The sequence below is a fragment of the Lignipirellula cremea genome (genome assembly GCF_056501455.1).
On the sequence record NZ_CM151415.1, the window covers coordinates 4639739 to 4660160 of the forward strand.

Here is a 20422-nt window from a genome sequence, read left to right on the forward strand (position 1 = left end):
TCATTCGAGAGATGTGCGACAGTCGCGAAGGCGCCGATGCCTGAGGAAGCCGCTTCGAATGTCTGCTCGCGTCCGGTCGATCACCGCGACGCGAAGCGCCATCGCCAGATCAACTTGTGGAGTTCGATCGCGGGTATCACGGTGAGGGCCAGCGCCGCCACGACGAGGAAGACGACGGGCGATACGGGCGAAACGTAGATCGCGTCGTTGAGGATCGGCAGGTGCATCGCGGCCATATGGATCGCGAAGGCGCCGAGCGCGCCGAAGAGCAGCATCGGACTGCGGAGGGGCGAAATCGCGAAAGCGGACTTCGTTTCCGACCGGCAGTTGCCGATGTGGAAGTTCTCGAACAGCACCATCAGGAGCAACAGCACGTTGCGGGCGGAGGCTTCGGACCAGCCGGAGGCGATCATCCAGTAGAACGCTCCGAACCCGACGCCGCCCATGACCAGGACGCTGATCGCGAGTCGCTCGAGCATCAGTCGGTTGAAGATCGACTCCTTCGGCGATCGGGGCTTCCGGCGCAGCGCGTCGCCCTCGCCCGGCTCGAAGGCGATCGCCACGCCCTGAATGCCGTTCGTCACCAGGTTCAACCACAGCAACTGCACGGGAAGCAGCGGAAGGGGCAATCCGAACATGACGGTCAGCAGGACCATCAGCAGTTCCGCGGCGCCGGTCGAGAGCAAGAGGAAGATGACCTTGCGGATGTTGTCGTACGCGATGCGACCTTCTTCCACGCCGGCGACGAGGGACGAAAAGTCGTCGTCGCTGATGACCAGTTCCGACGCCTCGCGAGCGACGTCCGTTCCGGACTTGCCCATGGCGACGCCGATGCTCGCGGCCCGGAGCGCGGGAGCGTCGTTCACGCCGTCGCCGGTCACCGCGACGTAGTGGCCGGCGGCGATTGCCGCCTCGACGATCTGCAGCTTCTGTCGCGGCGCCACGCGTGCGAAAACTCGCACTCGCCGAATCGCGTCGGCCCATTGCGTGGGCGTCGCGTCAGCGAGTTCTCCGCCGGTGATGACCTGCGAATCGTCCGTCGCGAAGCCGAGTTCCTTGGCGATCGCCAGGGCGGTGATGCGATGATCGCCCGTCACCATCGCGACTTCGACGCCCGCAGATTGGCAGGCGTGTACGGCGTCGCGAACTCCGGGACGAAGCGGGTCGATCATGCCGAGGAAGCACAAAAACTTCAGGTCTGACGGCTCGGGCGGGTCATGCGCCGAGCCGACGGTCGCGTCCGCTTCGCCCTCTGCCAGCGCCAGAACGCGGTAGCCGCGACTTGCCATTTCGACGGCCATCGATTCCAGGCCCGACCGATCGGTCGACGGCTCGCACATGGCGAGCACTCGTTCGGGAGCGCCCTTCACGTAGACGCCGATGCCCTCCCCGAGTTTATGGAACGTGGCCGCGTATTGCCGCTCGGATTCGAACGGGATCTCGGCGACCTGACCTGCCGCGCCGATCGCCGCCTCTCTGTGCCAGCCCAGCTTGTGGCCGAACGAAAGGAGCGCCACGTCGACGGCGTCGCCGCGCCAGCGCCATGTTTCGTCCGAGCGATGCAGGTCTCCTTCGTTGCAGAGAACGCAGGCCTTCGCGATAGCATCCGTCGGCGCCCAGTTCGGCGCAAGAGGACGACCCCCGCGAAGAACTTCCCCGGATGGAATGAAGCCTTCGCCGGTGACCTGGAGCGTCTGGCCGTCGGGAAGCCGGACTTCCCGCACCGTCAACTCGTTGACCGTCAACGTGCCGGTCTTGTCGGTCGCGATCAGCGTGCAACTTCCGAGCCCCTCGACGGCGGCCAGACGTCGCACGATCACGCCGCGCCGCGCCATTCGCGTCGTCGCGACCGCGAGCGCCACGGTCATCGCGATCGGAAGTCCTTCCGGGATGGCCGAGACAGCCAGAGCGATCACGAAGAGGAACACCTCGTGCATGGCGTAGCGATCCATCGCCAGGCCCAGAGCGCCGATCGCCGCAGCGGCGACGAGCGTGCCGACGGCGACGATGTTCGTGAAGCGCTCCATCCTCTGCAGCAGCGGCGGCTTGCCGCCGGACGACCCGAGTACGTCGGCGGCGAGTTCGCCGACCTCGGTCGACGATCCCGTGGCGACGACGATTCCCTTCCCGCGTCCCCGAGCGACGATCGACGCGGCGTACGCCATGTTGCGGCGGTCGCCCAGCGGCGCATCGGCCCCGCCGACCCAGTCGACATCCTTGTTCACCGGCAACGATTCGCCGGTGAGAAGCGACTCGTCGATTTCCAGGTCGTGGGTCGACAGCAACCGGAGATCGGCAGGCGTGCGGTTGCCCGATTCCAGCCAGATCACGTCGCCGGGAACGACTTCGTCAGCCGGGATCTCGCGCGCCTCGCCGTCGCGCACGACGGTCGCGCGAATCTGCAGCATCTTGCGAAGGGCGAGACTGCTTCGTTCGGCCTTCCATTCCTGCCAGGCGCCGATCGCGGCGTTGATCGCCAGCACGATCGCGATGAAGACGGCGTCCTTGATTTCGCCGACGACCAGGGAGACGCCCGCCGCCGCGACCAGGATATAGATCAGCGGATTGAAGAACTGCCGCAGGACGATCTGCCAGAGTTGGGCCGGGGGCTGCTCCGGTAGCGAGTTGCGGCCGTAGCGCTCCAGGCGATTCCTCGCTTCCGCCTCCGTGAGTCCCTGGTCCGACGCGTCAAGCTCGGCACGAATTTCGTCGAAGGTCGAAGAGTGCCAGGCTTTCGAGGGCGTTGCGATTCGCTTCATCGTCACGATCTGAAGTACGGCTCTGCGTCGAACGAAGTATCGGCAAGCATCGTCGCGCCAGCGACCTCGCTCGGCAAGAAGGTCGTCTCGCGACTCCCTCGCTTCATGCTAAGGAATCAGGACGTAGCCGTCCCGCTGCTTGTTGATGTGGACGACGGCGGCAGAGACGGCGACGTCCACGTCCGGAGCCACTTCGTCGGCAGCGATTTTCTGCCGGGCGAGCGCCTGCCCGCAGACGTAGATCTCGACGCCTGCCCCTTTCAAGCGCCGCAGCAGTTCCGCATTCGGATTGGCGGCTTCTCCCGTTCGACTCGCGTAGGCTTCGTCGTGCAGGACGTACTTCGTCGCCGGACCGTGAATCGCGATGGCGAACTTCATGCCGCGGGAGGGCCCTTCGCCTGCCTGCTCGTAAAGGTTGACGATCGCTGCTGCGCGGTCGAGCCCCTTGAGCACGTCGCCCATTTTCTCGTCCGACGTCAGGTCGAGCATCGCCTTCGTCCCCGCTCGCGGCGGTTCCGCCGCGCCGGGGATCTCGACGACGGCTCCGTAGTCCTGGATGAGCGGATGACGAACTTCCGGAGCGCCGGCGGGTTCGGCTGCGAGCAGTAGCAGGATTAAGGCGGCGGCGGATGTGGTCATGACGGTCCTTTACAGAAGCGGTCCGTTGCAGAGATCGAAGACAGGAAGGGATCCGTCAAACGACCGGCAACTTAGCGTTCTTCCAGGCGGTCATTCCGCCCAGAACGTTGGCGACGTCGCCGTAGCCCTCGCGTTTGAGGAACGACGCGGCGATGCTGCCGCGATAGCCGCTGCCGCAGATGACGGCGACGGGACGATCCCTGGGTACGTCGCCGAAGCGTTGCTGCAGCAGTCCGCCGTGGATATGCATCGCGCCGTCGATGTGGCCGGCGTTCCATTCGCTTTCGGTCCGGACGTCGAGCACGAAGGGTTTCTGCGCCTCGTCCTGCAGGCGTTCGCTCAGGTCGTGGACCGAGATCGATTCCAGTTGCGAGAGTTCATAGCCCCGGTCTTCCCAGGCATGGATTCCGTCGTCGAGATACCCCTGCACGTCGTCGAGGCCGACGCGGATCAGGTGCGTCACCACTTCCGGCACGTCGGCCGGTTCGTCCGCCACGATCACCAGAGAGCGGTCGTACGGCAAGACCCAGCCTGCCCAGGTCGGAAGGTTCGGGCCGAGCGGGATGTTCACGCTGCCCGGGATGTGGGCCGAGGCGAAGGCTTCCTTCGTACGGACGTCGAGGACCAGGCAGTTCTCGCAGAGCCGGTCGTGCAATTCCTGCGAAGAGAAACGCTTCCGGCCCGGCATCTCTGGCCCCAGAACCTTCGGTCCCTGCGAGTTCACCTGCTTCATACGAAGGAAATAAGGGGGCGCCAGCGGCATCCCCTGGAGCAGCGACGTGGTCCACTCTTCTTCCGGCGCCGCCTGCAGAGCGCCGTTGAAACGTCGCTCGTATCCCATGGTCGACGAGCGTCGCGAGCCGATCGCCTTGCCGCACAGCGAACCCGCGCCGTGACCGGGATAGATTTCCGTGAAATCGGGCAGCGGCTTCGCCGTCTGGAAGACGGAGCGATAGAGCTGCGCGGCGAGGCCCTTTCGCTCCTCTTCGCCCAGCAGGTCGGGTCGTCCGACGTCGCCGACGAACAGGAAGTCGCCAGTGAACAGAAGCCACGGCTCGGACTTGCTGCGGGAGTCGTCGAAGAGCGCCCAGGTGAGATGCTCCGGAGTATGGCCGGGCGTATGGACGGCCTTCAGTCGGACGCTTCCCATCGTCACTTCGTCGCCGTCCTTGACGATGCGGTCGGCGTAGGGGGGCGTCCACTTCGCTCCGCCCAGTCCCGAGCAGTGAATCTGCGGCTCGCCGTTCAGACGGGCCTTCAGTTCGACCGCTCCCGAAACGAAGTCGGCGTGGACGTGCGTCTCGACGATGTGCACGATCCGGAGGCCTTCCTTCTTCGCGATCTCCAGGTACTCGTCGACGTCGCGGGTGGGGTCGATCACCGCGATCTCTTTCGACTTCTCGTCGCCGACCAGATAGGAAGCGATGGCCAGGCCCGGTACGAAGCGCTGATGAAAGAACATGGAGAAGAGCTTTATCCGAAGAAGTTGCGCGCGATGACGTACAGAGCGACCACGACGATCACGACCGCGAAGATCTTTTGCAGGAGCGCCGGCGAGAGGCGTTTCGCGCCCGCCGCCCCGGCGAACATTCCGGCGACGCCGCCTGCCGCGAACGGCAGCGCGAGGTCCATTGGAACCTCGCGTCCCGCGAATAGATGCGCCCCAAGCCCCGCCGCGCTGATCAGCGCGATGACCATCAGCGAGGTCGCGACCGCCCGGTGAATGTCCAGACTGGTGAGCAGGACCAGCGCCGGGACAATGACGAATCCTCCTCCGACGCCGAAGAGTCCCGAGAGGATACCCGTCATCAGTCCGGCGAAGAGCAGCAGCGCCAGACAGCGGGACGTGAGCGGCAGGCGGCCTTCCGGATCCCGGCGACACGCGGGGCCGCGACGTTCGAACGACGGCGACTCCGCGAAGGCGCGCGCTTCGGCCACGTCGCGCGGAGCGCCGGTCGCCTTGAGCCACATCCGGACGGCGACCAGAACCATCAACCCGGCGAACAGCACGAGCAGAACGGTCTCCGGAACGTATCCTCCGATCCACGTGCCGACGGGGGCGCCGAGGATCCCGGCGACCGCGAACAGTAGCCCGGTCTTCATTTCGATTTCGCGACGCAGCCCTCGCTGCACGGCGCCGACCAGCGACGTGATGCCGACGGCGCCGAGCGAGACGCTGACCGCGGACTCTGCCGGTACGGCGAGAATGTACACGAGCAGCGGCACGGCTAGAATCGACCCGCCGCCGCCCGTCAGGCCGAGCGAGACGCCGACGACGGCTCCGCAGAGGATCGTCAGGAGGAGCATGAGGCCCCGCAGTCGGCTGTCCGATTCCAGGGCATCTTAGCCAGCAGCAAACCCATGCCGCACGTATCGGTCATTCCTGCGAACATCAGCCCGGCGCCGACGAACGCCGCGAGCCCGGACAGGTAGGGGTGAACGAGCCAGCCCAGGACGACCCCCAGCACGACGAGCGCGCCGGCAGCGATACGAACCTGTCGTTCGAGCGAGATCACCTTACCGCCGCGAACGACGGGCAGTCCCGCCTGTTCCCACGCAAGCGTGCCGCCTTCAACGCTCACGACGTTCTGCAAGCCGGCCGCCTGCAATTTCTCATAGGCTTTGGCCGCTCGACTTCCTGAGCGACAGATCACGTACAGGGGATCGCCGTTTCGCCCGGACGCCAGCGCCTGCGCATCGAGAGCGTCGAGCGGCATCGACCGCGCGCCTTCGACATGAATCTCGGCGAACTCCACCGGCGTGCGGACGTCGATCAGCTCGATTTTCCCCTTCTCGCGACGCCGCTGAAGTTCGTGCGGCAAGATGGTCTGAACGCTCACTTGATTTGCCTCGGGACCTGGGAGTTAAGTGCGCTGATCCGATTTTCTCGGCGAGCGCGTCACTTGGGTCGTTTCTTTATGGAGACTTGAGTCGCTGCTGCGGGAGGACTCAGGTTCCACGTCGGCGCTCATTGCGCACTGCCGCAAGCTACCTCGCCTTTCGCAGCGCTCGACGCAGACCCGACGCGTGGGAGATGCACTCGCCATGCCGGACCATGATGTCCGCCGATGCGGGACGATACACCCGCTGGGGCGCTATGGGAGCCAAGTCCTCGAGCGACCGCGGGCGCTGAACTGCGACGGCGCTCGGAAAGCGTGCGGATCCGCGCGCCCGAAATCGCACACAAGGCCTCCAAGAGTGCGATTGAGCACGGAGGACGAACCGCCGCTGCGAGTTCCGATCGCCATCGAGCGTGTAAGCGGCACAGGTCGATCCACGTTTCCCGAGCGGCGCAGCTCTTGCTAGAACGGAGACGCTCGACGCGCTGCGCCGGAACATTTATCGCCTGGGATCGGTTGGATGTCGGTATTCAACCTGAAGCGGATCTTCCAGCCGAGGAGCGTCGCCGTCGTGGGCGCGAGCCGGTCGCGGGGCAGCGTCGGTCGGATCGTTTTAAGGAATCTCGCGTCCGCCGGGTTCGAGGGCCCCATCTACCCAGTGAATCCCAAGTACCGGACCATCGACGGCGCCCGTTGCTATCCGAGCGTCCTGGACGTCCCGGAAGCGGTGGACCTGGCGGTGATTTGCACCCCGGCGCCGTCCGTTCCGGCGATCGTTCGCGATTGCGGCGCAAGGGGCATCTTCGGCATTCTGGCGGTTTCGGCCGGGTTTCGAGAGTCAGGTCCCGAGGGCAAAGCGCTGGAGCAGGAACTCGCCGACGCAGTGCGAGCCTTCGAGGGAATGCGGATCGTCGGGCCGAACTGCCTCGGCGTTCTCGTCCCGCGGGCACGTTTGAATGCGAGCTTCGCCGCAGGTTTTCCCCAGCCCGGGTCCGTCGCCTTCGTTTCGCAATCGGGGGCGCTCTGCACGGCGATTCTCGATCAGGCGCTCGAAGAAAAGATCGGCTTCTCGCACTTCGTATCGGTCGGCAACTCGCTCGACGTCGATGTAGGCGACCTGATCGATTATCTCGCTCAGGATCCCCGCACGCAGTCGATCGTGCTGTACCTCGAATCGATCACGGACGCTCGCAAGTTCCTGTCGGCGGCGCGAGCCTTCGCCCGCGAAAAGCCGATCGTCGTCTACAAGGCTGGCCGATTCGAAGAATCGGCTGCGGCAGCCGTTTCGCATACCGGCGCTCTCGCCGGCGCCGATGCGGTGTACGACGCCGCCTTTCGCCGCGCTGGAGTTGTCCGTGTCCTCGAATCGAATGAGCTGTTCGATTGCGCGGAACTGCTCGCGCGTCGGAAGCTCCCGGCGGGGCCTCGGCTGGCGATCGTCACGAACGCCGGAGGGCCGGGGGTGATGGCGACCGACGCGATTCTCGCGCGCGGCGGCGAATTGGCGAAGCTATCCAGCGAGACGCTGCAAAGATTGAGCGAGTCGCTTCCGCCGGCGGCATCGCGACGAAATCCTGTGGACGTTCTCGGCGATGCAACGCCGGAGCGAACGGCGAAAGCCGTGGAGATCGTTCTCGAGGATCCCGGCGTCGACGCTCTGCTCGTGATTTTCACGCCTCAGGCGATGAGCGAGCCGACGCAGGCCGCCGCGGCGGTCATCGAGTCCGCGACGCGGTCGCCCAAGCCGACGCTGGCCTCGTGGATGGGCGGCGAATCGGTGAAGGCGGGGACACGTCTCTTCAACGAGGCGAGCGTTCCGACCTATGCGACGCCCGAGCAGGCGGTGCACGCCTTCATGCACCTGGTCACGTACGCCAGGGCGCGGGAGACGCTGTACGAGGCGCCGCGCGAGACCCGGAGCGAACTGTCGCTCGATCGACGAAAGCTTCGCGAGCGATGCGAAGCGTTCCTCGAGAAATCGGGCGACGTCGCGTCGGAAAGCCGCTCCAAAGCGCTGCTCGCCGCGTACGGCATTGCTGTCGCCGAAACGCACGTCGCACGGTCCGTCGAAGAGGCTTCCGCCCTCGCGCAACGACTCGGATACCCCGTAGCGCTCAAGGTCGCGTCTCCGCAGATAACGCATAAGTCCGACGTCGGCGGCGTAGCGTTGAACCTAAGAAGCGACGATGACGTCATACGTGCTTGCAACGAAATCGTGCTTTCCGCGAAGGCGAAGCGACCTGACGCCGAAATCCGCGGATTCGCGGTCCAGAAGATGATCGATCCGAGAAATGGCAGGGAGCTGATTCTCGGCGCCAAACGCGACGCGTCGTTCGGCGCCGTCATTCTCCTCGGCGCCGGCGGAACCGACGCCGAACTTCTTCGAGACACGGCGATCGAGCTTCCGCCGCTGAACGAATCGCTCGCGAGAAGGATGATCGAGTCGCTCCGGCTCTGGCCGCTGCTTCAGGCTCGCCGCGGCCGACCGGCAGTCGCCATCGATCATCTGATCGAGACGCTCGTTCGGTTCTCGTATCTCATCGCGGACTTTCCCGAAATCGAGGAGGTCGACGTCAATCCGCTCCTCGTGACTCCCGAAGAGGCGATCGCTCTCGACGCTCGAATCGTCCTCTCGAAGAACCGGCTTTCCGAGACGCCGCGGCCTTATTCACATCTCGCGATCCGACCCTACCCCGACGAGTACGTCCGGCAGGCGACCTTGCGCGACGGAACGGAGCTTCGGATCCGTCCGATCCGTCCGGAAGACGAGGAGCGCTGGAAGCGCTTCGTCGACGGGTGCTCGAAGGAGTCACAGGAGCGTCGGTTCGGTGGGTTGTTCAAGGTACCGACGCATGCGATGGCGTCGCGGTTTTGCTTCGTCGACTACGACCGCGAAGTAGGGCTGATCGCTGAAATCGGCGTGGGGAACGACCGCGAGTTCGTCGGGGTCGGGCGAGTGGTCTGCGACGCCGATCGGAGGAAAGCCGAGCTCGCGCTGCTGGTGGCGGATGCGTACCGCCGGCGCGGGCTTGGAACGCTTTTGACGGAGGATTGCCTGAAGATCTGCGACGACTGGGGCGTGCGGGAAGTCGTCGCGGAAACCGCTCCTGACAATTCTGCGATGCTTCGCATTCTGCAGTCACGGAAGTTCCAACTCGAACGCTCTCGCGTTCCCGAAACCGTGCTTGCAAGGAAAGGATTGCGATGAGCATACCGACAAGAAACATGCGTCTCGCTTTTCGCCTCGCTATCCTCGGGATGCTCCGAACGGCCCTACAACTCCTGCCGAAGCGAACGCCATGGTGAACGCTGAGCGCTTGACGGCGCTGAAAGTCGAAAGACGCGGCGATCTTCTCGACGGTCTTAACGAGTCGCAACTCGAGCGATTGGCGTCTCTCGGGCGCCCTGCCAAGTTCGACGCCGACGCGACGATCTTCCGCGAAGGCGATTTGCACGATCGCGTCTATCTGATTCTGCAGGGTCGCGTTCGTCTGGAAATGAACGTGCCGGGCCGCGGAAGAATGCCCATTCTCTCGCTCGGCGGGGGCGATCTTCTGGCGTTCTCGCCCCTTGTGGGAGCCGAGGCGATGTCTGCCACCGCGGTCGCGACGGAGCCGACCGAGTCGCTTCGTTTCGACGCCGCCGAGATTCGGGATCTGTGCGAACGCGACCACGAGTTCGGCTTTCTGCTGATGCGAGAATTGTCTGATGCGCTTGCTCGACGCCTGATCGCGACGCGACTCCAATTGCTGGATCTTTTTCGTCGCCCCGACCAACGGCATCCCGCCTTGCCTGCTGATCATTCCGTCTCGCCATGAACCGCGGCGACGCATCGCGACCCGCGATCGTGCCGGCCCGTCCAGAAGGGAAAGGAATCGGGACCTTGAGGGATACCGCGACGCATTTCCTACGCAAGGCCGACCTGCAGCAGGTGATCGACGCCTTGCGCGCGGACGGAAGGATCGTCGTCGGTCCGACCATCGCTCAGGAGGCCATCGTCTACGAGGAGATCGAGAGCGTTTCGCAACTTCCCGAGGGTTGGACGGACGAACAAGCCGCAGGCACCTATCGCCTGAAACGACGTGACGACGACGCCTGGTTCGGCTACTCCGTCGGTCCCCATTCTTGGAAGCGGTTTCTATTTCCCGCGACGTTGAAGGTCGCATCGGCGCAGCGCGAAGGAAGCGACTGGACGTTCGAGACGCCGCCGACGCCGGAGACGCGGTACGCGTTCCTGGGCGTGCGCGCATGCGAGATCGCCGCGATGCGGGTGCAGGATCGCGTCTTTCTCGATCGACCGTACGTCGACCCCCACTATCAGGCGCTTCGCGAGAACGCACTCGTCATCGCGACGAACTGCACCCAGGCAGCGAGCACGTGCTTCTGCACTTCCATGGGGACGGGGCCGCGATGCGATTCGGGTTTCGATCTGGCTCTGACCGAGATCGCAGGGGGCTTCGTGGTCGAGACGGGGAGCGAGGCCGGAGCGACGTTGCTCGCGACGGTCGAAACGAGTCCGGCGACTGCGGACGAACTTGACGCAGCGGAAGCCGCGCGAGGCGCCGCGATCAAGCAGATCAGCAAGCATCTCGATACCGAAGGCCTGCGCGACCGTCTGCTGGCGAACCTGCGCCATCCTCGCTGGCAGGAGGTCGGCGACCGCTGCCTGTCCTGCACGAACTGCACGATGGTCTGCCCCACATGCTTCTGTCACAGCGTGGAAGACGTTCGCGATCTCGATCAGGATTCGGTGGATCGCGAGCGGAAATGGGATTCGTGCTTCAATCCGAGCTTCAGCAATCTGAGCGGCGAGCCGGTCCGTTTCGATACGGCCGCCCGATACCGACAGTGGCTCACCCATAAACTGGCGACCTGGCACGATCAGTTCGACGTATCGGGTTGCGTCGGCTGCGGCCGATGCATCGCCTGGTGTCCGGTCGGGATCGACATCGTCGTCGAGGCCGAAGCGATCGCGGGACCCGGCGAATGAGTCGAGCCAGCGAGACGCAGAGCCCGCACTCCCTCCGGAGCGTCTTCATCGACTCGGTCGTCGAGGAGTATCCCGGTACGACGACCTACCGGTTGCTTCCCCGACAGACAAAAGGGGACGAACTACCGAAGGCATCCGATTTCGTCCCAGGCCAGTTCAACATGCTTTACCTGCCCGGCGTCGGCGAATCCGCGATCTCGATGAGCGGAGCCGCCGATCACGCGGATGGATGGATTCACACCGTTCGCGTCGTGGGGCAGGTGACGACGATGCTGGCGAAGCTGCATGTCGGAGATTCGATCGGCCTGCGGGGCCCGTTCGGCGTCGGATGGCCGGTGGAACATCTCATCGGTCGCGACGTCGTTCTCGTTACCGGCGGCCTCGGTCTCGCGCCGGTGCGGCCGTTGATTCACTGGATCGCGAAGCGCCGCGAACGCTTCGGAAAGGTCTGGCTGATTCATGGATCCCGCTCTCCGGACAGCCTGCTCTACGAGCGAGAGTACGACGCCTGGCGATCCAATCGGATCGACGTTCAGACAACCGTCGATCGAGGGTACGGTGACTGGAAGGGAGATGTCGGACCCGTGACGACGACGCTCGATCGCCTTCCGCTGGCGAATCCCTCGTCGACGGTTCTCGTCACCTGCGGACCCGAACCGATGATGAAATATGTCGCGCTCGGCGCCGAACGACTCGGCATCGAGAACGATCGCCTGTGGATTTCGCTCGAGCGCAACATGCAGTGTGCCGTGGGGATGTGCGGTCACTGCCTGTTCGGCCCAGCGTTCGTGTGCAAAGACGGCCCGGTCTTTCGCTACGACCGAATCCGGCACTACCTGCAGGTCGAGGGACTATGAACGCCGCGAAGCTGCGCCTGGCCGTCTTCAAGTTCGCATCCTGCGACGGCTGTCAGCTTGCGCTCTTGAACGCCGAAGATGAACTCCTGCAGCTGTGCGATCGGTTCGACATCGCCCACTTCGCAGAAGCGAGCAGCCGTCTCGAGGCGGGGCCGTACGACGTCACGGTGGTCGAAGGGTCGATCACGACGCCGGAGGATGCGAAGCGAATCATCGAGATCCGCGCGCAGAGCCGCTTCCTGATGACGATCGGCGCCTGTGCGACCGCTGGCGGGATTCAGGCGCTGCGGCATTGGGGAAACCGGGACGAGTGGATCGCCGCAGTTTACGCCCGGCCTGAATACGTCGTAACGCTCGCCGAATCGACGCCGATCGCCGAGCACGTCCAGGTCGACTTCGAACTTCGCGGATGTCCGGTCGATCGCGATCAGCTCGTGGCGACGCTACTCGCCCTGGCCGAGGGTCGTCGTCCCCGTACGCCGAGCCACAGCGTCTGTCTCGACTGCAAACGCCGCGGCAACGTTTGCGTCGTCGTCGCGCGCGGGATACCCTGCCTCGGACCCGTGACGCAGACCGGCTGCGGCGCTCTCTGTCCGACGTACGATCGCGGCTGCTACGGCTGTTTCGGCCCGTCGAAACCGGCCGACGTCGACTCGCTGGCGAGGCGTCTGGTGCAGTTGGGGAACTCTGCCGAGGAACTGATCCCGCTGCTGCGTAACGTGAATGCGACGGCGCCGGAGTTTCGCGATGCTTCCGACCGACTCCAACGCACGCTCGGCGAAGGAGCGTCGTCGTGAGCGAACCGGAGTCGATTCATGTTCCTATCCTGACCCGCGTCGAGGGCGAGGGCGGACTGACGATTCGTCTGCGTGAGGGGCAACTCGAGAACGTACGGCTCGACATCTTCGAGCCGCCTCGCCTGTTCGAGGCGCTCCTTCGCGGGCGGCCGCTCGAAGACGCTCCCGACGTCACCGCGAGGATTTGCGGCATCTGCCCCGTCGCGTACCAGATGAGCAGCGTCCACGCGATGGAGCGGGCGCTGGGTATCGAGGTCACGCCGACGATCCGTCGGCTGCGGCGCCTGCTCTATTGCGGCGAGTGGATCGAGAGCCACGCGCTGCATGTTCATATGCTGCATGCCCCGGACTTCTTCGACGTCGAGAGCGGCGTCGCGCTCGCACAGCGCTTTCCGGAAGTAGTGCGACGCGGTCTGCAACTCAAGAAGTTCGGCAACCGGCTCGTCGAGGTTCTGGGCGGCAGGTCGATCCACCCCATCAACGTCGCGGTCGGCGGGTTCTATCGACTTCCGCGGCGAGAAGAATTAGCAGCGCTGATTCCGGACTTCGAGCGTCAACTCGGACAGGCGATCGACGCCGCACGCTGGACCGCTGGCCTGCCGTTTCCGGATTTCGAGGTCGACTACGATTTCGTCTCCGTCACGCATCCGGACGAGTATCCGATGAACGAAGGCGATCTGGTCAGCTCGGCGACCGGTCCCATCGCCCTTGCCGACTACGATCAGCGCTTCCGCGAGGAGCAGGTCGCCCACTCGACCGCTCTCCACTCCGTTCGGATGCCGGAGGGTTCCTCCTACTTCCTCGGACCGCTCGCCCGCGTCAATCTGAACCGGCAACAGCTCGCTCCTGCAGCGCGGGCTCTGGCTGAGGAAATCGGATTCGAAGCGCCTTGCCGGAATCCGTATCGGAGCATCGTCGCGCGGTGCCTCGAAGTCGTTCATGCCTTCGAGGAAGCGCTGTCGATCCTGCGCGACTACCGACCCGAGGGTCCGGCCCGCGTGGAATACTCGCCGCGAGCGGGGCGGGGTCGCGCAGCGACGGAGGCGCCGCGCGGAATGCTCTACCATGAGTACGAGATCGACGCCGCCGGTAAGATCGTCTCCGCCAGGATCGTTCCGCCGACGTCGCAGAATCAGCGACAGATCGAGGCCGACCTTAATCGCTGGCTCGTCGCGAGACTGCGAACGAAATCCTCGCGCGAGGATCTGGCACGCGGCTGCGAACGGCTCGTTCGTGCTTATGACCCCTGCATCAGTTGCAGCACGCACTTTCTGAGAGTCCGGTGGGAAGAGGCATGAGCGATCTCCAAGCCTCGCATCGACTGATCGTCGGACTCGGCAGTCCGCACGGCGACGACCAGGCCGGCTGGCTCGCGATAGACGCTCTCTCTCGACAGGCTTCGTTGGAACGAACGCTCCGTAAAGCATCCGATCCGACGGAACTCTTCTCCTGGATGACCGCCGTCTGCGAACTCACGGTGATTGACGGCTGCGAGAATGCCGTGCAGCCGGTCGGAACGGTCCGTCGCGCGGAATGGCCGACCGTTCGAATTGACGCGTGCGGCTTCCGTACGACGCACGGCATTCCGCTCTCGGAAATTTTGGAGACTGCGATTCAGCTCGGAACAGGACCCTCCCGGGCGACGATCTGGACGATCGCGGGTCGATCCTTCGCCCCGTACACGACGCCTTCGGCGGACGTCATTTCCGCCGCCGAACGACTTGCGGCGCTGATCGCGACGGAGGCCGTTCATGCATGAGCGAACGATCGTGCGAGACTTGCTCGATCAGATTCCCAGGCTCGTTCCCGACCGGCCGGTTCGTGCCGTTCGCGTCGTGAAGCTGACGGTGGGCGAGTTCTCCGGCGTCGAGCCCGAACTCGTTCGCCTCGCGTTCGAGGAACTCGCGCCGTCGATTCTGCACCCTCAGGTCCGAATCGACCTGATCGTCGTGCCGCTCCTGGCTGACTGTCGAAGTTGTCGAGGCCGATTCCGCGTCGAGAACTTTCGCTTCCGCTGCCCGACATGCGAGGGACAGGATGTCGTCGCCTGCGGAGGCGAGCAGATCGAATTGACTTCGCTGACGTTCGAGGAGTCCGACGCGTCCTCACGAGAACAGGTGATCGCATGACCGAGGTCGCGTTGCAGCATGACATTCAGGCCGAGCGAAAGGCGGCCGCGGAAGCGTTCCGCCAGGATCTGCGACGCCGCGGCGTCCTCTGCGTCAACCTGATCTCCTCGCCCGGCGCCGGCAAGACGGCGCTACTCGAAGCGACGGCTAAGCGCTGGAAAGACCGTCGACGTTCGGTCGTCCTGACCGGGGATATCGCGACCGATCGCGACGCGCAGCGACTCGCACCGTTCGTTCCGGTGCGACAGTTGACGACCGGCGGCGCCTGCCATCTGGCTCTTCCGCTTGTCCAGAAGGGCTGGAGCGATTTCGCGGAGACCGACGTCGAGTTTCTCTTCATCGAGAACGTCGGCAACCTCGTTTGTCCCGCTTCGCACGACCTCGGCGAGTCGCTTCGGGTCGTCGTTCTCAGCGTCACGGAAGGGGACGACAAGCCGGGCAAATATCCCAAGGCCTTTCGCACGAGCGACGCCTGCGTCGTGAACAAGATCGATCTGCTTCCCTACGTTCCCTTTTCGGTAGATGCCGTGACGGTGGACGCGCGGAGCGTGCGACCGGAGATGCCTCTGTTTTTCCTGTCGGCCCGGACCGGAGAAGGGATCGACGCATGGTGCGACTTCCTCGACGCGAAGCGCGCGGAGATGCTCCGCGCGCCCGAGTCGTCGAACGGGGAGGCGTGACGATGGCGACGCGAATGGAGATTCGCGGCGCCGTTCAGGGACGAGGCGTCCGACCGTTGATCGCGCGCATCGCGGCGGAGCGGGGATGGCGAGGTTTCGCGCGAAATACGGCGTCCGGCGTCGAAGTCGTGATCGCCGACGGCGCTTCTCTGAAGTACGCGCGAGAAGAACTTCTTCGACGGATAGGCGGCGACGGTCTAGCGATCGAGGAGGCGTACGACGTCGAGGAAGAGGTTCGCGAATCAGGGTTCCGAATTCTCGAATCTTGCTTTGACGCACGTCCTGTTACGCCCGTGCCGCCGGACGCCCGCGTCTGCGACGACTGCCTGCGGGAGTACGCCGACCCGAACGATCGTCGCCACGGGTATGGTCTGATCGGCTGCGCGATCTGCGGGCCGCGGTACAGCGCCGTCGTCGGCATGCCGTTCGACCGCCCGCGGACGACCTTCGCGGCCTTCGCGGCCTGCGAGTCGTGTCGGAAAGAATATGAGTCTTCCGACGACCGACGAAGCCATGCGCAGACGATCGGCTGTCCAGCGTGCGGTCCGCGTATCTGGGCGACGACCGGCCACGGCTCCCTCGTAGCTCGCGACGATGAGGCGTTGGTCGCGGCCGCGAAGACGCTGATGAGAGGCGGATGCGTCGCCTTTCGCGGCGTGGGCGGATATCAGCTTCTCGCCGACGCGACTTCGCCTTTCGCGACGCTGAAACTGCGCGAGTTGAAGCGCCGCCCGACGAAGCCGTTCGCGGTGACGGCGACCGCTGAGCGATGCGAGGCTCTCGGCGAGTTCGACTCCGCGGCGAGAGAGGCTCTCCTGTCGCCGGCGAACCCGATCGTTCTCGTGCGTCAGCGTCGACCGTCGCCGCTCGTTCCAGAAATCAATCCTGGCCTGTCGGACATCGGACTGATGCTGCCGACCACGGCGGCTCACCAGAGATTGGTCGACCTGACGGACCGACCGCTCATCTGTACCAGCGGCAACATCGACGGCGAACCGCTCGCCTGTTCGGTCGAGGAGGCGGCGGCGACGTTCGCGGGACGAGTCGAACTGTTCGTGCATCACGATCGAGCGATCTCGCAGCCGATCGATGACAGCGTCGTGCGCTCCGTCGTCGGACGAACGCTCGCGATCCGCCTCGGGCGGGGGCTGGCGCCGATGTCGCTTCCGATCGACTGTTCGCGACCGCTTATCGCGACGGGCGGTCAGCAAAAGGCGGCGATCGCGCTCTCGAACGGTAGGCAGTCCGTGCTGCTTCCCCATGTCGGCGACCTCTCGTCGGCGCCGACGTGCGAACGTTGGCTCGATCGCCTGGACTCGCATGTTCGGTTGTACGGAGTCGAGGATCCCGTCTGGGCTTGCGATGCGCATCCCGATTACTTCGCCGGACGAGTCGCGACCGAGCGAGGCGGTCGCCGAATCGCTTGCTGGCATCATCATGCGCATGCAGCGGCCGGAATGCTCGAACACGGATGGCTCGACCGAACGGTTCTTGCCGTCGCATGGGACGGAGCCGGATACGGACCCGACGGAACTTCCTGGGGAGGCGAGTTTCTCGTAGCCACAGCGCGAGGCTTTCGCCGCGTCGCGAATCTTCGATCGTTCGCGATCATCGGCGGCGACGCAGCGGCCCGCGAGATCGGACGAAGCGCAGTCAGCGTCCTGGCTCAGCTTGCCGACCTGTCGCCCGCGAATACTTCCGAAATTCTCGGCGCTTGCCCCCGTGAAACGTCGCGTCGCATCGTCGTCGCTAAGGCCGCAGCGACTCCGCAGACGACCAGCGTCGGACGGCTCTTCGACGCGGTCGCGGCGTTGACGTTGCGAATCGAACGCGTGACCTACGAAGGCGAAGGGGCGGCAATACTCGAATCGCTCTGCGATGCCTCGGTGACGACCGGTTATCCCTGGCGAGTCGCCGACGGAAGCTGCCGCGAACTCGACTGGCGTCCCATGATTCTGGCGATCCTTGCCGACCTGAGGCACGGCGAGTCTCCTTCGACGATCTCAGGGAAGTTCCATCGGAGCTTGGCACGCCTGATCCTGCACGTCATCCGCATGCACGCCGATCTGCCCTGCGTTCTGGTCGGCGGCGTGTTCCAGAACCGGGCGTTGATCGAGATGCTTCTCCAAGAGCGTTCGCTGTCCGATCCTCCGATCGGCCTCCCCGGCCGCGTTCCGGCGAACGACGGCGGCCTGGCGGCGGGACAACTTGCGATCGCCGCCGCGACGCTTGCCGAAGAGGAGCGGAGCCGATGTGTCTAGGCGTCCCCGGGCGCGTCGCGCGCTGGCTGAATCGCGAGCCGATCTTCGAGGAGGCCGAGATCGACTTCGGCGGAGTGACGCGACGCTGTTCGATGGCGTGCGTGCCAGACGCAGAGATCGGCGACTACGTCGTCGTTCACGCCGGAGTCGCGATCGCACGCGTCGACCGGGTCGCCGCGGAGGCGGCGCTCGCGGAGATAGAGACGCACTGCGAGGTCGGAGACGGCGAGGACGGGAAAACATGAAATACGTCGACGAGTATCGCGAGACGCGAACCATCCGAGGCGCGATCGATCAGGTGCGCCGTCTCTGCACGCGTCGCTGGGTCTTGATGGACGTGTGCGGCGGACAGACGCACGGACTGCTGCGTCACGGGATCGAGGAAGCGCTCGCCGACTCGCTGGAACTGATTCACGGTCCAGGTTGTCCCGTTTGCGTGACGCCTGCCGAGGTCATCGACGAAGCGGCGGCGATCGCCTCCGATCGTCGCGCGATTCTTGCGACCTACGGCGACATGCTTCGCGTGCCTGGAAACGGCGGTTCGCTCGCCGATCGCCGGGCGCGCGGCGGCGACGTGCGGACGATGGTTTCGCCGCTCGATGCGCTGACTTGGGCGGAGCGGAATCCGGAACGCGATGTCGTCGTGCTCGCCGTCGGTTTCGAAACGACCGCTCCGGCGACTGCGCTGGCCGTGCTTCAGGCGCAGCGGCGCGGCCTAACCAACTTCAGCGTCCTGGCTCACCATGTCCGCGTCCTCCCCGCCATGCGATGCGTCGCCGGTGCGACCGGCAGTCGGGTTCAGGCATTTCTCGCGGCGGGGCACGTCTGCACGGTGACCGGATTCAGCGAATACCGCGACTTCGCGAGCCGGTTCGGGCTCCCGGTCGTGGTCACGGGATTCGAGCCGCTCGATCTCCTGCACGGCATCGGCGCCTGCGTCGAAGCGCTCGAGCGAGGCGAGGCCGGCGTAACGAATCGCTACGAGCGTTGCGTCCGCGAGGAGGGTAACGTCGAAGCGATGCGCCTGATCGACCGTGTTTTCGAGATCTCGTCGATTCCCTGGCGAGGTCTGGGAGACATTCCCGACGGCGGCTACCGCCTTCGCAACGAGTTCGCGCTGTTCGATGCGAGGAACCGTTTCGAGGACGATTCGACTCGCGCGGCAGCGGTCGAAACGTCGTGTCGCAGCGGCGAGGTACTCACCGGGACGCTTCGCCCTCCGGAATGTCCTCTATTCGGAACGGCTTGCACGCCCCATTCGCCCCTCGGGGCGCCGATGGTTTCGTCGGAAGGCGCCTGCGCGGCGTATTTCCGCTACGGCTTTCGCACGGAAACGAATCATGCCTGACGCGTCAGGAGACATCGCTTGCGCGTTTCCCTCGGCCGCTGATGCCGAGTGCATCACGCTCGCTTACGGCGAAGGGGGGCGTCTATCGCGGCTCTTCCTCCAGGATCGCATCCTGGCGCGCTTCGACAGTCCGAATCTGCGACTCCTGGGCGACGCAGCCCTGCTGCAACCGCGAACGTCGCGGATCGCCCTGACGACCGACAGCTACACCGTCTCGCCGCTCTTCTTTCCCGGCGGGGACATCGGACGTCTGGCCGTCAACGGAACGCTTAACGATCTGGCCGTAAGCGGCGCGGCGCCGCGCTGGCTGACGCTGTCGCTGATCATCGAGGAAGGCCTGCGGTGGGAGACGCTGGACGCCGCGCTCGACGGAGTGCAGGCGGCGGCGTCGGAGGCGAACGTCTCGATCGTCGCCGGAGACACGAAGATCGTTCCCTGCGGAGCCGTCGACGGGCTCTTTCTCAACGTCTCTGGCATCGGCGAGAGGTTCGAGCCCGGACCCAGCGGAGTCGAAACGGCGCAACCAGGCGATGCGGTCCTCGTGACCGGTCCGATCGGCCAACATGGCGCCGCCATTCTCTGCGCTCGCGGAGAATATGACTTCTATCCCGCGCCGGCGAGCGATTGCGCTTCGCTCGCCGGACCGCTGGAGCGACTCTGGCTTTCGGAACTGGGCGTTCGTGCCGCTCGCGACGCGACGCGCGGCGGTGCGGCGGCCGTTCTCCACGAATGGTCGATCGCCTGCGGATTGGGAATCACCGTCTCGGAGTCGGCCCTTCCCGTGACCGCTGAGACGCGAGCCGTCTGCGAGTTGCTCGGACTCGACCCGATCCACCTCGCGTGCGAAGGAACTTGCCTGCTGATCGTGCCGGAGTCCGCCGCGGAGAGAACGCTCGACCTGCTCCGAGATGCCGGTCTATCGCAGGCGTGCAGGATCGGAGTGGTGACGCCGCCTCGTCGAGTTCCCGTGCGGGCGGTTCGCGCGGCGGGGCGCGCGGTGCCGATCGACGATCCCGCAGGAGCGCCGCTTCCTCGCATCTGTTGAGGGAGAGTCATCTCGCGCCGCGCTTCTCTCTTCCGGCTCCCCGGGTTCACGAGGAGGGCTTGAAGAGATCGAGGAAA

18 protein-coding genes are annotated in these 20422 nt (G+C 65.1%); 13 read left to right on the forward strand and 5 right to left on the reverse strand.

Going from position 1 to position 20422, the window contains the following annotated elements:
- Positions 1 to 80 precede the first annotated feature (80 nt).
- The 5 genes from SH602x_RS18020 to SH602x_RS18040 all read right to left on the reverse strand — a co-directional run bounded on the left by SH602x_RS18020 (position 81) and on the right by SH602x_RS18040 (position 6238).
- Positions 81 to 2759 (reverse strand): cation-translocating P-type ATPase, encoded by a 2679-nt coding sequence (locus tag SH602x_RS18020; RefSeq protein WP_479473637.1) that lies wholly within the window; start codon positions 2757 to 2759, stop codon positions 81 to 83.
- A gap of 108 nt (positions 2760 to 2867) precedes the next feature.
- Positions 2868 to 3398 (reverse strand): DsrE family protein, encoded by a 531-nt coding sequence (locus tag SH602x_RS18025; protein WP_479473638.1) that lies wholly within the window; start codon positions 3396 to 3398, stop codon positions 2868 to 2870.
- A 55-nt stretch (positions 3399 to 3453) separates the two neighbouring features.
- A complete protein-coding gene (locus SH602x_RS18030; protein ID WP_479473639.1) occupies positions 3454 to 4860 on the reverse strand; it encodes an MBL fold metallo-hydrolase in 1407 nt (468 codons plus the stop codon).
- Between the two features lie 11 nt (positions 4861 to 4871).
- Positions 4872 to 5705 carry a sulfite exporter TauE/SafE family protein gene (locus tag SH602x_RS18035; protein WP_479473640.1) on the reverse strand — a complete coding sequence of 278 codons (834 nt, stop codon included), beginning with the start codon at positions 5703 to 5705 and terminating at the stop codon, positions 4872 to 4874.
- A complete protein-coding gene (locus tag SH602x_RS18040; RefSeq protein ID WP_479473641.1) occupies positions 5693 to 6238 on the reverse strand; it encodes a rhodanese-like domain-containing protein in 546 nt (181 codons plus the stop codon). The genes SH602x_RS18035 and SH602x_RS18040 overlap by 13 nt, the downstream gene beginning before the upstream one ends.
- A 520-nt stretch (positions 6239 to 6758) precedes the next feature.
- On the opposite strand from SH602x_RS18040, the gene SH602x_RS18045 reads away from it, so the two are divergent.
- The 13 genes from SH602x_RS18045 (at position 6759) to hypE (ending at position 20345) form a co-directional block, all read left to right on the forward strand.
- Positions 6759 to 9446: a bifunctional acetate--CoA ligase family protein/GNAT family N-acetyltransferase gene (locus SH602x_RS18045; protein ID WP_479473642.1), complete on the forward strand. Its 2688-nt coding sequence runs from the start codon at positions 6759 to 6761 to the stop codon at positions 9444 to 9446.
- 91 nt (positions 9447 to 9537) lie between these two features.
- On the forward strand, positions 9538 to 10056 hold the full coding sequence (locus SH602x_RS18050) for a Crp/Fnr family transcriptional regulator (protein WP_479473643.1): 519 nt from the start codon (positions 9538 to 9540) through the stop codon (positions 10054 to 10056).
- A gap of 65 nt (positions 10057 to 10121) precedes the next feature.
- Positions 10122 to 11228: a 4Fe-4S dicluster domain-containing protein gene (locus SH602x_RS18055; protein ID WP_479473644.1), complete on the forward strand. Its 1107-nt coding sequence runs from the start codon at positions 10122 to 10124 to the stop codon at positions 11226 to 11228.
- Positions 11225 to 12085, forward strand: coding sequence for an FAD/NAD(P)-binding protein (locus SH602x_RS18060; RefSeq protein ID WP_479473645.1), 861 nt, complete (start codon positions 11225 to 11227; stop codon positions 12083 to 12085). The genes SH602x_RS18055 and SH602x_RS18060 overlap by 4 nt, the downstream gene beginning before the upstream one ends.
- Positions 12082 to 12882, forward strand: a complete 801-nt coding sequence (locus SH602x_RS18065; protein ID WP_479473646.1) for an NADH-quinone oxidoreductase subunit B family protein — start codon at positions 12082 to 12084, stop codon at positions 12880 to 12882. The genes SH602x_RS18060 and SH602x_RS18065 overlap by 4 nt, the downstream gene beginning before the upstream one ends.
- Positions 12879 to 14180 carry a Ni/Fe hydrogenase subunit alpha gene (locus SH602x_RS18070; RefSeq protein ID WP_479473647.1) on the forward strand — a complete coding sequence of 434 codons (1302 nt, stop codon included), beginning with the start codon at positions 12879 to 12881 and terminating at the stop codon, positions 14178 to 14180. The genes SH602x_RS18065 and SH602x_RS18070 overlap by 4 nt, the downstream gene beginning before the upstream one ends.
- Complete coding sequence (locus SH602x_RS18075) at positions 14177 to 14641, forward strand: hydrogenase maturation protease (RefSeq protein ID WP_479473648.1); 465 nt, start codon at positions 14177 to 14179, stop codon at positions 14639 to 14641. Before SH602x_RS18070 ends, SH602x_RS18075 begins: the two co-directional genes overlap by 4 nt.
- Positions 14634 to 15011 (forward strand): hydrogenase maturation nickel metallochaperone HypA/HybF, encoded by a 378-nt coding sequence (locus SH602x_RS18080; RefSeq protein WP_479472131.1) that lies wholly within the window; start codon positions 14634 to 14636, stop codon positions 15009 to 15011. The genes SH602x_RS18075 and SH602x_RS18080 overlap by 8 nt, the downstream gene beginning before the upstream one ends.
- Positions 15008 to 15691, forward strand: a complete 684-nt coding sequence (gene hypB, locus SH602x_RS18085; RefSeq protein ID WP_479473649.1) for a hydrogenase nickel incorporation protein HypB — start codon at positions 15008 to 15010, stop codon at positions 15689 to 15691. Before SH602x_RS18080 ends, hypB begins: the two co-directional genes overlap by 4 nt.
- A gap of 2 nt (positions 15692 to 15693) precedes the next feature.
- Positions 15694 to 17952, forward strand: coding sequence for a carbamoyltransferase HypF (hypF, locus tag SH602x_RS18090; protein ID WP_479473650.1), 2259 nt, complete (start codon positions 15694 to 15696; stop codon positions 17950 to 17952).
- The gene (locus SH602x_RS18095; protein WP_479473651.1) at positions 17943 to 18197 is read left to right on the forward strand and encodes a HypC/HybG/HupF family hydrogenase formation chaperone; all 255 of its coding nucleotides are present in this window, start codon (positions 17943 to 17945) and stop codon (positions 18195 to 18197) included. Before hypF ends, SH602x_RS18095 begins: the two co-directional genes overlap by 10 nt.
- Positions 18194 to 19300, forward strand: coding sequence for a hydrogenase formation protein HypD (gene hypD, locus SH602x_RS18100; protein WP_479473652.1), 1107 nt, complete (start codon positions 18194 to 18196; stop codon positions 19298 to 19300). Before SH602x_RS18095 ends, hypD begins: the two co-directional genes overlap by 4 nt.
- A complete protein-coding gene (gene hypE, locus SH602x_RS18105; protein ID WP_479473653.1) occupies positions 19293 to 20345 on the forward strand; it encodes a hydrogenase expression/formation protein HypE in 1053 nt (350 codons plus the stop codon). Before hypD ends, hypE begins: the two co-directional genes overlap by 8 nt.
- Positions 20346 to 20422 lie beyond the last annotated feature (77 nt).